Annotated in this window: 12 protein-coding genes; 6 read left to right on the top strand and 6 right to left on the bottom strand. The window is 70.7% G+C overall.

Annotation, left to right across the window (positions count from 1 at the left end):
- Positions 1-10: 10 nt before the first annotated feature.
- Positions 11-898 carry a malonyl-ACP O-methyltransferase BioC gene (gene bioC / locus PSESU_RS14910; RefSeq protein WP_013536628.1) on the top strand — a complete coding sequence of 296 codons (888 nt, stop codon included), beginning with the start codon at positions 11-13 and terminating at the stop codon, positions 896-898.
- Positions 899-965: 67 nt separating this feature from the next.
- Here bioC and PSESU_RS14905 read toward each other — a convergent pair whose 3' ends face one another.
- Genes PSESU_RS14905 through PSESU_RS14895 form a run of 3 tightly spaced genes read right to left on the bottom strand, consistent with a single transcriptional unit; the run spans position 966 to position 2,985 of the window.
- Positions 966-1,388, bottom strand: coding sequence for a nuclear transport factor 2 family protein (locus PSESU_RS14905; protein WP_013536627.1), 423 nt, complete (start codon positions 1,386-1,388; stop codon positions 966-968).
- A gap of 41 nt (positions 1,389-1,429) precedes the next feature.
- Entirely contained in the window at positions 1,430-2,038 is a 609-nt protein-coding gene (locus PSESU_RS14900; RefSeq protein ID WP_013536626.1) for a YdcF family protein, read from the bottom strand.
- Positions 2,035-2,985, bottom strand: a complete 951-nt coding sequence (locus PSESU_RS14895) for a pyridoxal-phosphate dependent enzyme (protein WP_013536625.1) — start codon at positions 2,983-2,985, stop codon at positions 2,035-2,037. The genes PSESU_RS14900 and PSESU_RS14895 overlap by 4 nt, the downstream gene beginning before the upstream one ends.
- Before the next feature lie 138 nt (positions 2,986-3,123).
- Between PSESU_RS14895 and PSESU_RS15795 the strand changes: the two genes are divergently transcribed.
- From PSESU_RS15795 to PSESU_RS14880, 3 genes are all read left to right on the top strand, one after another.
- The gene (locus PSESU_RS15795; RefSeq protein ID WP_013536624.1) at positions 3,124-3,963 is read left to right on the top strand and encodes a hypothetical protein; all 840 of its coding nucleotides are present in this window, start codon (positions 3,124-3,126) and stop codon (positions 3,961-3,963) included.
- Between the two features lie 477 nt (positions 3,964-4,440).
- The gene (gene mnmG / locus PSESU_RS14885; RefSeq protein ID WP_013536623.1) at positions 4,441-6,327 is read left to right on the top strand and encodes a tRNA uridine-5-carboxymethylaminomethyl(34) synthesis enzyme MnmG; all 1,887 of its coding nucleotides are present in this window, start codon (positions 4,441-4,443) and stop codon (positions 6,325-6,327) included.
- A gap of 74 nt (positions 6,328-6,401) precedes the next feature.
- Positions 6,402-7,097 (top strand): glutathione S-transferase family protein, encoded by a 696-nt coding sequence (locus PSESU_RS14880; protein WP_013536622.1) that lies wholly within the window; start codon positions 6,402-6,404, stop codon positions 7,095-7,097.
- A gap of 25 nt (positions 7,098-7,122) precedes the next feature.
- Here the strand turns inward: PSESU_RS14880 and PSESU_RS14875 are convergent, their stop codons facing one another.
- Both PSESU_RS14875 and PSESU_RS14870 read right to left on the bottom strand, forming a co-directional pair.
- Entirely contained in the window at positions 7,123-7,647 is a 525-nt protein-coding gene (locus PSESU_RS14875; protein WP_013536621.1) for a rhodanese family protein, read from the bottom strand.
- A gap of 10 nt (positions 7,648-7,657) precedes the next feature.
- On the bottom strand, positions 7,658-7,975 hold the full coding sequence (locus PSESU_RS14870) for an ArsR/SmtB family transcription factor (protein ID WP_013536620.1): 318 nt from the start codon (positions 7,973-7,975) through the stop codon (positions 7,658-7,660).
- Positions 7,976-8,051: 76 nt separating this feature from the next.
- Here PSESU_RS14870 and PSESU_RS14865 point away from each other — a divergent pair, with 76 nt between their 5' ends.
- Both PSESU_RS14865 and PSESU_RS14860 read left to right on the top strand, forming a co-directional pair.
- Positions 8,052-8,411, top strand: a complete 360-nt coding sequence (locus tag PSESU_RS14865) for a carboxymuconolactone decarboxylase family protein (protein ID WP_013536619.1) — start codon at positions 8,052-8,054, stop codon at positions 8,409-8,411.
- A 206-nt stretch (positions 8,412-8,617) separates the two neighbouring features.
- Complete coding sequence (locus tag PSESU_RS14860; protein WP_041765163.1) at positions 8,618-9,526, top strand: cation diffusion facilitator family transporter; 909 nt, start codon at positions 8,618-8,620, stop codon at positions 9,524-9,526.
- Positions 9,527-9,606: 80 nt separating this feature from the next.
- On the opposite strand, the gene PSESU_RS14855 is transcribed toward PSESU_RS14860, so the two are convergent.
- A complete protein-coding gene (locus PSESU_RS14855; protein ID WP_013536617.1) occupies positions 9,607-11,970 on the bottom strand; it encodes a Tex family protein in 2,364 nt (787 codons plus the stop codon).
- Positions 11,971-12,032 lie beyond the last annotated feature (62 nt).

Raw genomic sequence — 12,032 nt, 5'->3', positions numbered from 1 at the left:
GCGCCACGCCATGGATCCCGTATTCGACCCCCGCCAGGTGCGCCGCGCGTTCTCCCGCGCCGCCTCCGGTTACGACGCCGCCGCGGCCCTGCAGGCCGAGGTACGCACGCGCCTGCTCGAATCGCTGGCCTACCTCGACGACAAGGTGCCGTCGGTGGTGCTGGACCTGGGCAGCGGCACCGGACACGCCACCGCGGCCATGCGCAAGCGCTGGCCGAAGGCCCAAGTGATCGCCATGGACCTGGCCCTGCCGATGCTGCGCCAGTCGCGGCGCCAGGCCGGCTGGTGGAAGCCGTTCCCGCGCGTGTGCGCAGACGCGCGCGCGCTGCCGCTGGCCGATGGCAGCGTCGACGTGATCTTCTCCAACCTGTGCCTGCAGTGGATCGAGGACCTGCCGGCGGTGTTCGCCGGTTTCCGCCGCGTGCTCAAGCCCGGCGGCCTGCTGCTGTGTTCCAGCTTCGGCCCGGAGACCCTGGTCGAGCTGCGCCAGGCCTTCGCCAATGCCGACGACGCGCCACACGTGAGCCCGTTCGCGCCGATCTCGGTGTTCGGCGACGCGCTGATGCAGGCCGGCTTCCGCGATCCGGTGCTGGACCGCGACCTGTTCACCCTGACCTACACTGGCCTGCCCGCGCTGATGCGCGAGCTGCGCGCGATCGGCGCGACCAATGCCCTGGCCACCCGCCGCCGCAGCCTCACCGGACGCGCCCGCTTCGCCGCCGCCGAAGCGGCCTACGAGCTGCTGCGCGACATCGACGGCCGCCTGCCCAGCACCTGGGAAGTCATCTACGCCCAGGCCTGGGCGCCTGATCCCGGCGCCCCGATCCGCCAGGGCGGCCACGACGTCGCCGCCGTGCCGGTGTCATCGATCCCGATCCGGCGCCGCAACAACCCCTGAGGCCTGCGGCCTTATCCGGGCTACGCGCTCCTGCGAATCCCCAATCCCGAATCCCCAATCCCCGCTCTCACCCAACCTGCGCGATCCAGTCCTGCAGGTTGTAGTAGTTGCTGACCCGGGCGATGCGCCCATCGCGGATGTCGAAGAACGCGCCGCCCGGCAGCACGTAGGTCTGGCCGTTGGCCGGGGGCAGGCCTTCGTCATCCTCCAGGTACTGGCCGTGGACCACGTATTCGGCCGCGGCGCGGGTGCCGTCGGCGGTGGCCATCACCACGATGTCCTCCAGCCGCTCGCGGTAGCTGGCATCCATGCGCTGCATGAAGGCGGCGAACGCCTCGCGGCCGGTCTCGCGCGGGCCCTGGTTGAGGTCGTGGGCCACGTCGTCGGACAGCAGCGCGAGCATGGCCTGGCGGTCGCCGCGGTTGAATGCGTCGTAGTAGGCGGTGACCAGGGCGATGGCGCGGGCCTGCGGGGTGTTCTCGGTGCTCATGTGCGGTCCGGTGGGGAAGGGCGCGGATGATACGGCGCGGCTCAGGCCACGCGCGCGACCAGGTCGCGGTGGAAGAAGTAGACCTCCTGCAGCAGGAACTTCCACTGGGTCTGGAAGCTGCGGAAGCGCGTGCTCGGGGTCGGCGAGCCGGTGGCCTCGATCCCGAGCTGGCGGCACAACCGCAGCGCGCGCGACATGTGCAGCGGATCGCTGACGATGATCGCGCTGTGCAGCTGCCGCTCGCGCATCAGCTCGCGCGCCTGCAGCAGGTTCTGCAGGGTGGTGCGCGAGGCGGTCTCGATCAGGATCGCCTCCTCCGGGATGCCCTGGCGCACGGCATAACGCTGGGCCACCTGCGACTCGGCGAAGCGCGCGCCGGTGCCGTAGCCGCCGGTGAACAGCAGCACCGGCGCGTAGCCTGCGCGGTAGAGGTTGAGGCCGTGGCGGATGCGTTCCTCGAACACGGGCGAAGGCCGCGCGTCGTAGGCCGCCGCGCCGAGCACGATGATCACGTCCGCGCGTTGCGCCTGGTCGCGGTGGCCGACCCAGTTGATCCACGCGGCGACGCCGCCCAGCCACAGGATGGCCAGCACCATCAGCCGCAGCAGCCAGCGGCCCAGTCCGCCCCTGCGGCGGCTTCCCGATTTCATCCGCGCCAAGGCAGCGCCTCCAGGTCCACGTTGCCTCCGCTGATGATCACGCCCACGCGCTGCCCGGCCAGTTGCGGCGCACGCGCCAGCACTGCGGCCAGGGCCGAGGACGGTTCGATGGTCTGCTTGAGCACCTGCCAGGCCAGGCGCATCGCCGCCAGGGTGGCCTGGTCGTCGATCACGGCCACCTCGGCGCCAGCCTGGCGCAGGACGGCCAGGTTGGGCGCGCCGATGCGCGCGCGCAGGCCGTCGCATACGGTGTCGGGGACGAAGTCCCGGGGTGGTTCGCCATGGGCCAGGGCATGGGCGGTGTCGGCCGCGCCGGCCGGTTCGGCCAGCAGCAGCCGGCAGCCCTTGCCTGCGGCCTCCAGGGCCAGTGCGCTGCCGGCGGCCAGGCCGCCGCCGCCGACCGGCACCACCAGCAGGTCCAGGCCGCCGGACTGGTCCAGCAGCTCCAGCGCGGCGGTGCCCTGGCCGGCGATCACCTGCCGGTCCTCGTAGGGATGGATCACGCTCGCGCCGCTCCGGGCCGCGACCTCGGCGCAGGTGGCCTCGCGCGCCTCCTGGGTGGGGGCGCAGCGCCACAGGGTCGCGCCATGGCGGACGATGTTGGCCAGCTTGGCGCCGATCGCGCCCTCGGGCACGACCACGTGGCAGGGGATGCCACGCTCGCGCGCGGCCAGGGCGAGGGCGGCACCATGGTTGCCGGAGGAGTGGGTGACCACGCCGCGGGCAGCGGTATCCGGGTCCAGGGCCGAGACCGCATTGCAGCTGCCGCGGAACTTGAACGCTCCACTGCGCTGCAGGTGCTCGCCCTTGAGGAACAGCTGGCAACCGGTCATCGCCTCGAGCGTGCGCGAGCGCAGCACCGGGGTTACCGTGGCCTGGCCGGCGATCCGCGCGGCAGCGGCGAAGATCTCGTCGGCGACAGGCAGTCCAAGGGTCATGCGCACAGGTTAACTGAACGCATCCACCGGCAGCCCATGCCAGACGGCCGATTCCGCCCGGAAACCCGCAAGGGTTAAGCACGGATTCAAAGCGGCGCCATGAAGCTGCTGACATAACCTGTACGGGGGGATTTGCCCATGAACCTGAGGAAGCTGACCGGACTGGCATGCGTGCTTGCCCTGTCCGGCTGCGCCACCTATGACTACGTGGGCGCCGGATACGGTAGCTACGAGGGCGGCGACTACTACAGCGGCGCGCCGGTCACCGAGTACCACTACGAGGGCTACGGCTACCCGTACTACAGCTACTACCCCGGCATCTCGCTGGGCGTGCGCTACGGCTATCCGTGGTACGGGCGCTATCCGGGCTACTACGTCACCCCGGCCTATCCCACCTACGTCCACCGTCCACCGGTGCATCGTCCGCCGCACTCCGCCGGTGGCAGGCCGGAAGGCCATCGCCCGCCGCAGCGGCCGCCGCAGCACGGCAAGCCGGGCAACGACCGTCCGCGTGACGGGGCGCCGTGGCGCGACCTGGACCGCCTGCGCCGCGACCGCGAGCGCGCCGACGACGACCGCAGGGGGCCGCGTCCGGTCATGCAGCCGCAAAGCGCCGGCACCTATCGCGCCCAGCCACAGGGCAACCCGCAGCAGTCGCGTCCGGTCAATACCCAGCCGCGGCCGGGCCAGGTCCAGCCGATGCGGCCGGGACGGGTCCAGCAGGTTCCCCAGAACCAGCAGGTGCGGCAGCGTCCGGCCGGGACCCCGGCACCGGTCTACCGTCCGCAGGCCCAGCCGCAGCAGGGTGGGCGCCCGGTGGTGGGTGCTCCGCGTCCGGCGCCGCAGAACCGGGGCCAGCCTTCGGTCCGGCCGGCACCGCGGGCGGAAGCCCGTCCGGCGGCTCCGCGCCCGTCCGCGCCGCCGCCGCGCGCCGAACGGCCTGCGCGGACTGAGACGCACCGCACGCAAGAGCCCTGAAAATACGCTTGCGTCTGCAGGGGGGTGCCCGGCAAGCTAGCCTCCGACTGACCGGCGACGTCACCTTCTGACCCGATCCGGCCAAGCCATGTCGATGTCCGGCAGGGAAATCTGGATCCCCCCTGTTCCGGCCCTGCCGGACGTCGGCACCTCTGCGCAGCCCGGCTGACCCGCCGGGCTGTTCTTTTTCCAGGATGCGAAGGGCGCAGGGCACCGCGGAAGCCTTGTTCCATGGGCCCTGGGCGGATTCGGGGCATAAAAAAGGGGCCGGCAGTCCCCCGACTACCGGCCCCAGGCTTCCCCATCGCGCACGTGACCGGCCCCTGTTCCAATTCCGGTCAAGCGCCCCCCGACGCTTTGTCGCGAGTGGGTGCACATCGGTATATCCGCACGAAGCGTGCCAAACTTTAGGCCCCAGCCGAAAAAATCGTCGCTGCGCCCGGAACCTGCAGGATCCGCCAGCGGCGGGAACGACCCATGTCCTCCTTCCACCAGTACGACGTCATCGTCATCGGCGGCGGCCACGCCGGCACCGAGGCCGCCCTGGCCTCGGCCCGCGCCGGCGCCGGCACCCTGCTGCTGACCCACAACATCGAGACCGTGGGCGCGATGAGCTGCAACCCGGCCATCGGCGGCATCGGCAAGGGCCACCTGGTCAAGGAGATCGATGCCCTGGGCGGGGCCATGGCCCACGCCGCCGACCTGGCCGGCATCCAGTGGCGCACCCTCAACGCCTCCAAGGGCCCGGCCGTGCGTGCCACCCGCTGCCAGGCCGACCGCGGCCTGTACCGGTCCGCGATCCGGCGCATGGTCGAGAACCAGACCAACCTGACCGTATTCCAGGCCGCTGTCGACGATCTGGTGATCGAGGGCGACGCGGTGCGTGGCGCCATCACCCAGACCGGTCTGCGCTTCGAGGCCCCGGCCGTGGTCCTGACCGCCGGCACCTTCCTGGCCGGCAAGGTCCATATCGGCCCGACCACCTACGCGGCCGGGCGCATGGGCGATCCGCCGTCCACCACCCTGGCCGCGCGCCTGCGCGAGCGTCCGTTCGCGATCGACCGGCTCAAGACCGGTACCCCGCCGCGGATCGACGGCCGCAGCCTGGACTACGCGGCTATGGAGGAGCAGCCCGGCGACGATCCGCTGCCGGTGATGTCCTTCCTCGGCCGGGTCGAGCACCATCCGCGCCAGGTCTCGTGCTGGATCACCCACACCACCGCGCGCACCCACGAGATCATCCGCGGCGCGCTGGACCGCTCGCCGCTGTACACCGGCCAGATCGAGGGCATCGGCCCGCGCTATTGCCCCTCGATCGAGGACAAGGTGGTGCGCTTTGCCGAAAAGGAGAGCCACCAGATCTTCGTCGAGCCCGAGGGCCTGGACGTGGCGGAGATCTACCCCAACGGCATCTCCACCTCGTTGCCGTTCGACGTGCAGCTGGAACTGGTGCGCAGCATCCGCGGATTCGGGAACGCGCACATCACCCGCCCCGGCTACGCCATCGAGTACGACTTCTTCGACCCGCGCGGGCTCAAGCCTACCCTGGAGACGCGGCTGGTCTCGGGCCTGTTCTTCGCCGGCCAGATCAACGGCACCACCGGCTACGAGGAGGCCGCGGCGCAGGGCCTGCTGGCCGGCATCAACGCCGCCCGCCACGTGCGCGGCCTGGAAGGCTGGTCGCCGCGTCGCGACGAGGCCTACCTGGGCGTGCTGGTCGACGACCTGATCACCCACGGCACCAGCGAGCCGTACCGCATGTTCACCAGCCGTGCCGAATACCGGCTGCAGCTGCGCGAGGACAATGCCGACCTGCGCCTGACCGAGACCGGCCGCCAGCTGGGCCTGGTCGACGACGCGCGCTGGACGCGCTTCTGCGACAAGCGCGAGGCGATCGAACGAGAGACCGCGCGCCTGCGCGCGCTGTGGGCGACCCCGGCCAATGCCGTTGGCCGCGAGGTCGAGCAGGTGCTGGGCGTGGCGGTAAGCCGCGAGACCAATGCCCTGGACCTGCTCAAGCGCCCGGAGCTGGACTACGCCGCGCTGATGCGCGTCCCCGCGCTGGGTCCGGCGGTCGAGGATGCCCAGGTCGCCGAGCAGGTGCAGATCGGGGTCAAGTACGCCGGCTACCTGGACCGCCAGCGCGAGGAGATCGAACGCCAGCGCCGGCACGAATCCACGCCGATCCCGCAGGACTTCGACTACGCCGCGGTGCGCGGCCTGTCGGCCGAGGTGCAGCAGAAGCTGGAGCGCGTGCGTCCGCTGAGCATCGGCCAGGCCCAGCGCATCCCGGGCATGACCCCGGCGGCGATCTCGTTGCTGCTGGTGCACCTGGAACGCCAGCGCCGCAGCCGCGTGGCCTGAAGCGCGGCCCGCCGGGCGGCGGGCCGTATGATCGCGCGTATGCCGTCCTGCCGGCGGCCCGATGGAGCGCGCGGATGTACACCCTGCATATCGCCAACCGGAACTACTCGTCCTGGTCGTTGCGGCCGTGGCTGCTGCTGCGGATGCTCGATATCCCGTTCGAGGAGCGCCTGGTGCCGTTCCATGACGCGGCTGCGTGGGAGCGCTTCCGCGCGCTGTCGCCCAGTGGCAAGGTGCCGCTGCTGGTGGATGGCGACACCCTGGTGTGGGAATCGCTGGCCATCGTCGAATACCTGGCCGAGCGCCATCCGGGCGTGTGGCCGCAGGATCCGCTCGCCCGCGCCTGGGCGCGCAGCGCCGCCAGCGAGATGCATGCCGGCTTCGGCGAACTGCGTACCCGCTGCTCCATGAGCTGCGGCCAGCGCATCCGCCTGCACGAGCATCCGCCTGCCTTGCAGCGCGACCTGGACCGCATCTCCTCGCTATGGGCCGAAGGCCTGTCCCGCTTTGGCGGGCCGTTCCTCGCGGGTGCGGCGTTCACCGCGGTCGATGCGTTCTTCGCGCCGGTTGCGTTCCGCCTGCAGGGCTACGGCCTGTCGCTGGCGGATGCGCAGGCCGATGCCTACGCACGTCGCCTGCTGCAGCTGGAGCCAATGCGGCAGTGGTACCAGGCTGCCCTGGCCGAGGATTTCCGCGACCTGCCGCACGAGGAAGAGATCATCACCTGGGGCACGCTGCTCGAGGACCTGCGGGTGCCGGCGGCCGGGTAGGCCGGCCGTCGCGAGGCGCCCTGGCTCAGGTGCGCATCGCCCGGTTCCACGGCATGCGCAGCAGCACGTGGGCCAGGCCGCAGAAGCCGGATACACCGGCTAACAGCAGGCCGGCGCCGAGGAAACCGGTCAGCAGCAGGAACCAGGGCGAGACCGTGGCCGCCAGCGTGCTGCCGGCAAGCAGCAGCACGCCCACGGCGATCTGCACCTGGCGGTTCAGTTCCAGCGGCGCTCTGGCTTCGCGCACCACCGGTAGCCCAGCCTGTTTCCACGCATCGATGCCGCCATCCAGCAGCAGGACCTCGCGACCGCAGGCCGCGGCTTCCAGCGCGGCGGCATTGGCCCGGGTACGCATGCCGGAGCGGCAGTGGAAGACCACGGTGCTGGCGGCGGCGTCGCGCAGCTGCGGCGCGGCCTGAAGCCGGTCCAGCGGAACGCAGCAGGCGCCGCTGATGCGTTCGCGCGCATGTTCGTCCGGCGCACGGATATCGACCAGCAATGCGCCCTGTTCCAGCAGCGAACGGGCGGTGCGGGCATCGACGGTTTTCATGGGGAATCCCTCAGGGGCAGAACACGGACTTGAGCGCGCCCACCAGCGTGGCCACGCGCGGATCGGCGATGCGGTAGTAGACGGCCTGGCCTTCGCGCCGGCAGTCGACCAGGCCGTCGGCGCGCATCCGCGCCAGGTGCTGCGACAGCGCCGACTGGCTCAGGTCCACCTGCTCCAGCAGCTGGCTAACGCCCAGCTCGCCATGGCCGACCAGCAGGCACAGCACCAGCAGGCGCTGCTCGTGGCCGAGCGTGCGCAGCATGGCGGCCGCCTCGGCGGCGCCTTGCTGCATGAAGGCGAGGTCCTTGCGGGTGATGGCTGGGCTCATGCGGCCAGTATATGAGTATTGCCTAATTTAGCAATAACTAATATTATCGCTGCACATCCTACTGCCGGAGGCCAGCATGAACGCCGCCAACTACACCGACCTGACCCGTGACATCTCGCGCAACCTCACCGCGCTGCGCACCCACAATGCCGACGTGATGCAGGGCTTTGGCGCGCTGGCCAAGGCGGCGATGGCGCCCGGCGCGCTGGACGAGAAGACCAAGGAACTGATCGCCATGGCCATCGGCGTGGCCAACCGCTGCGACGGCTGCCTCGGCTTCCACGCCAAGGCGCTGGTGCGCCTGGGCGCCACCCCGGAGGAGTTCCGCGAGATGCTGGGCGTGGCGGTCTACATGGGCGGGGGCCCGTCGCTGATGTACGCCGCCAATGCCCAGGCCGCCTACGACGAGTTCCGCAAGGCGGCCGAAGAAGCCTGAGCGGTTCGCCCGGGTTGCCGGGCGTGGCCGATTTCCGCTCCGGCTTCCCCCGGGGCCTTCCGTCGTGGCCTCTCCCGCGCGTCGCGATGGGGCGCTACCGGGTCATGCCGCATGCGCCGAACCGCCGCAGCCGCGTTAACCTCGACGCCATGTCGTCGTCGCCACTTCCGCCACGGCAGGTCCAGGCCGGCCCCAGCGAGCAGACGGTGCTGGCCGTTTCCATCGGCGTGACCCTGCTGGTCGCGGCGCTGGGCATCGTGTTCGGCCTGCTGTCCCGTTCCTTCGCCATCGTCTTCGACGGCGTGTATTCGCTGGTGGACGTGCTGATGACGGTGGTCACCCTGCTGGTGGCGCGGCTGATCGCCGCGGCCGATGCCGGCGGGCCGCAGAACCGCCGCCTGGTCGAGCACTTCAGCATGGGCTTCTGGCACCTGGAGCCGATGGTCCTGGCCGCCAGCGGCCTGATGCTTACCAGCGCGGTCCTTTATGCATTGATCAACGCGGTGCACAGCTTCCTCGACGGCGGGCGCGTGCTGCACTTCGGCCACGCCATGCTGTATGCCGCTGTCACCCTGGTGGCATGCATCGTGATGTCCGCCTACCAGCTGCGCGCGAACCGGCGCCTGAAGTCACAGCTGGTGGCGCTGGATGCGCGGGCCTGGATGATGTCCGGTGCGATCACCACCGCCCTGCTGCTGGCCTTCGCCATCGGCAGCACGCTGCAGGGCACGGCGCTGGAGCACTGGACGCCCTACATCGATCCGGGCGTGCTGGCGCTGGTGTGCGTGCTGATCCTGCCGTTGCCGCTGGGCACGATCCGTCGCGCGCTGGCGGACATCCTGCTGGTCACCCCGCAGGACCTGCGCCTGCAGGTGGAGGAGGTCGCACGCCAGGTGGTGGCCGAAGAGGGCTTCCTCGACTTCCGTGCCTACGTGGCCCGGGTCGGGCGCGGTCGCCAGATCGAGCTGCACTTCATCGTTCCGCGCGGCCAGCCGCCGCGCACGCTGGAATCATGGGACCAGCTGCGCGACAGCATCGGCGAGCGCATCGGCGGCGATCCGCAGCAGCGCTGGCTCACCATCGCCTTCACCACCGACCTTGAGTGGGCCGAGTAGCCCCTTGCGACGCCGGACCGCTTGGGCCATGAAGCGAAAAGGGCCGGCAGTGCCGGCCCTTCTGCAATCCCATGGCCGGATCAGTTCCGGCGCAGGCCCTTCAATGCATCGGCCATGGCGCTGTTGAACGGCGCGGCCTGCTGCTGCGGTGCGCGGGCGGGATTGCCACCGCGACCACCACGATCGCCGCCACGCGGGCCGCCGCGGTTGTCGCGGTCGCCACCACGCGCATCGCGCGCGCTGGCCTGGCCCGGCTCGTCGCTCATGCGGCAGGTCAGGGCGATGCGCTTGCGCGCCACGTCCACCTCCAGCACCTTCACCTTGACGATGTCGCCGGCCTTGACCACGTCGCGCGGATCCTTGACGTAGCGCTCGCTCAGCGCGGAGATGTGGACCAGGCCGTCCTGGTGCACGCCGATGTCGACGAAGGCGCCAAACGCGGCGACATTGCTGACCACGCCTTCCAGCACCATGCCCGGCCTGAGGTCCTTGATGTCCTCCACGCCCTCGGCGAACTTCGCGGCCTTGAACTCCGGACGCGGGTCGCGGCCGGGCTTCTCCAGCTCCTTGAGGATGTCGCGCACGGTCGGCACGCCGAACTTCTCGTCGGTGAACTGCTCGGGCTTGAGCGAGCGCAGGAAGGCGCTGTCGCCGATGATCTGCTTCACCTGCTTGCCGCTGCCGGCGAGGATGCGCTCGACCACCGGATAGGCCTCCGGATGCACCGCCGAGGCATCCAGCGGCTGCTCGCCATCGCTGATGCGCAGGAAGCCGGCGCACTGCTCGAAGGTCTTCTCGCCCAGGCGCGGCACCTTCAGCAGCGCCTTGCGCGAGGGGAAGGCGCCGTTCTGGTCGCGGAAGCTGACGATGTTCTCGGCCACGGTCGGGCTCAGGCCGGACACGCGCGCCAGCAGCGCGGCCGAGGCGGTGTTGACGTCCACGCCGACCGCGTTCACGCAGTCCTCGACCTTGGCGTCCAGCGCACGCGCCAGGCGGAACTGGTCCACGTCGTGCTGGTACTGGCCCACGCCAATGGCCTTGGGCTCGATCTTGACCAGCTCGGCCAGCGGATCCTGCAGGCGGCGGGCGATCGACACCGCGCCACGCAGCGACACGTCCAGGTTCGGGAATTCCCTGGCCGCCAGCTCGGACGCCGAGTACACCGAAGCGCCGGCCTCGCTGACCACGATCTTCTGCATCTTCAGCTCGGGCACCAGCTTGAGCAGGTCGCCGGCCAGCTTGTCGGTCTCGCGCGAGGCGGTGCCGTTGCCGATCGCGACCAGCTGGACGCCATGGGTGATGCACAGCTTGCGCAGGCTGGCCAGCGACTGGTCCCATTGCCGGCGCGGCTCGTGCGGATAGATGGTGTCGGTGGCCACCAGCTTGCCGGTGGCGTCGACCACGGCCACCTTCACGCCGGTGCGCAGGCCCGGGTCCAGGCCCAGCACGGCCTTGGGACCGGCGGGCGCGGCCAGCAGCAGGTCCTTCAGGTTGTCGCCGAACACGGCGATCGCCTCGGCCTCGGCCTTCTCGCGCGCCTGGTTGAACAGGTCCAGCAGCAGGTGCAGGTGGATCTTGGCGCGCCAGGCCAGGCGGCAGGCGTTGCGCAGCCAGGCATCGGCCGGGCGGCCCTGGTCGCTGATGCCGGCGTGGCGGGCGATGCGGCCCTCGGCGTAGGCGTGGCCGGCCTCCAGGTCGGTGCCCGGCTCCAGGTCCAGCTGCAGGAACTCCTCGCGGCGGCCGCGGAACAGCGCGAGCAGGCGGTGCGAGGGGATCTTCGCCAGCGGCTCGGCATGGTCGAAGTAGTCGCGGTACTTCTCGCCCGCGGTCTCCTTGCCCTCGACCACCTTCGAGCGGATCTGGCCGTTGGCTTCCAGCCACGAACGCAGCTCGCCCAGCAGCGCCGCATCCTCGCCCCAGCGCTCGATCAGGATCGCGCGCGCGCCTTCCAGCGCCGCCTTGGCATCGGCCACGCCCTTGTCCGCATCGACGAACTGCGCGGCGAACTCCTCGGGGACGCGGCCGGGATCTTCCAGCAGGCCGTCGGCAAGCGGCTCCAGCCCGGCCTCGCGCGCGATCTGCGCACGTGTGCGGCGCTTGGGCTTGTACGGCAGGTACAGGTCTTCCAGGCGCGACTTGCTGTCGGCGGCCTCGATCTCGGCGCGCAGCTCGTTGGTCAGCTTGCCCTGCTCTTCGATGCTGGACAGGATCGCGGCGCGGCGGTCCTCCATCTCGCGCAGGTAGCCCAGGCGCACCTCGAGGTTGCGCAGCTGGGTGTCGTCCAGGCCGCCGGTGACTTCCTTGCGGTAGCGCGCGATGAACGGCACGGTCGCGCCCTCGTCGAGCAGGCCGACGGCGGCGACCACCTGGGCGGTCTGCGCGCCGATTTCCTCGGCGATGGTCTGGGCGATCTTGCGCGCGAGCGCGGGGGAAATCTCGGTCATGGACTGCGGTTTTCGCCGGGAAAGATTCGGAAAACCGATTGTCGCCCCCTGCCGCCGGCGAT

Origin of the sequence: Pseudoxanthomonas suwonensis 11-1 (genome assembly GCF_000185965.1) — a bacterium.
Lineage (GTDB): Bacteria > Pseudomonadota > Gammaproteobacteria > Xanthomonadales > Xanthomonadaceae > Pseudoxanthomonas > Pseudoxanthomonas suwonensis_A.
This window is presented reverse-complemented; position numbering and strand designations above follow the sequence as displayed.

What these genes read in the sequence shown, in the direction of transcription:
- PSESU_RS14865 (WP_013536619.1), top strand. Translation starts at nt 8,052, where the DNA reads ATGAACGCCGCCAACTACACCGACCTGACCCGTGACATCTCGCGCAAC.
- PSESU_RS14875 (WP_013536621.1), bottom strand. Translation starts at nt 7,647, where the DNA reads ATGAAAACCGTCGATGCCCGCACCGCCCGTTCGCTGCTGGAACAGGGC.
- PSESU_RS14900 (WP_013536626.1), bottom strand. Translation starts at nt 2,038, where the DNA reads ATGAAATCGGGAAGCCGCCGCAGGGGCGGACTGGGCCGCTGGCTGCTG.
- PSESU_RS14880 (WP_013536622.1), top strand. Translation starts at nt 6,402, where the DNA reads ATGTACACCCTGCATATCGCCAACCGGAACTACTCGTCCTGGTCGTTG.
- PSESU_RS14870 (WP_013536620.1), bottom strand. Translation starts at nt 7,975, where the DNA reads ATGAGCCCAGCCATCACCCGCAAGGACCTCGCCTTCATGCAGCAAGGC.
- PSESU_RS15795 (WP_013536624.1), top strand. Translation starts at nt 3,124, where the DNA reads ATGAACCTGAGGAAGCTGACCGGACTGGCATGCGTGCTTGCCCTGTCC.
- mnmG (WP_013536623.1), top strand. Translation starts at nt 4,441, where the DNA reads ATGTCCTCCTTCCACCAGTACGACGTCATCGTCATCGGCGGCGGCCAC.
- PSESU_RS14905 (WP_013536627.1), bottom strand. Translation starts at nt 1,388, where the DNA reads ATGAGCACCGAGAACACCCCGCAGGCCCGCGCCATCGCCCTGGTCACC.
- PSESU_RS14855 (WP_013536617.1), bottom strand. Translation starts at nt 11,970, where the DNA reads ATGACCGAGATTTCCCCCGCGCTCGCGCGCAAGATCGCCCAGACCATC.
- PSESU_RS14895 (WP_013536625.1), bottom strand. Translation starts at nt 2,985, where the DNA reads ATGACCCTTGGACTGCCTGTCGCCGACGAGATCTTCGCCGCTGCCGCG.
- bioC (WP_013536628.1), top strand. Translation starts at nt 11, where the DNA reads ATGGATCCCGTATTCGACCCCCGCCAGGTGCGCCGCGCGTTCTCCCGC.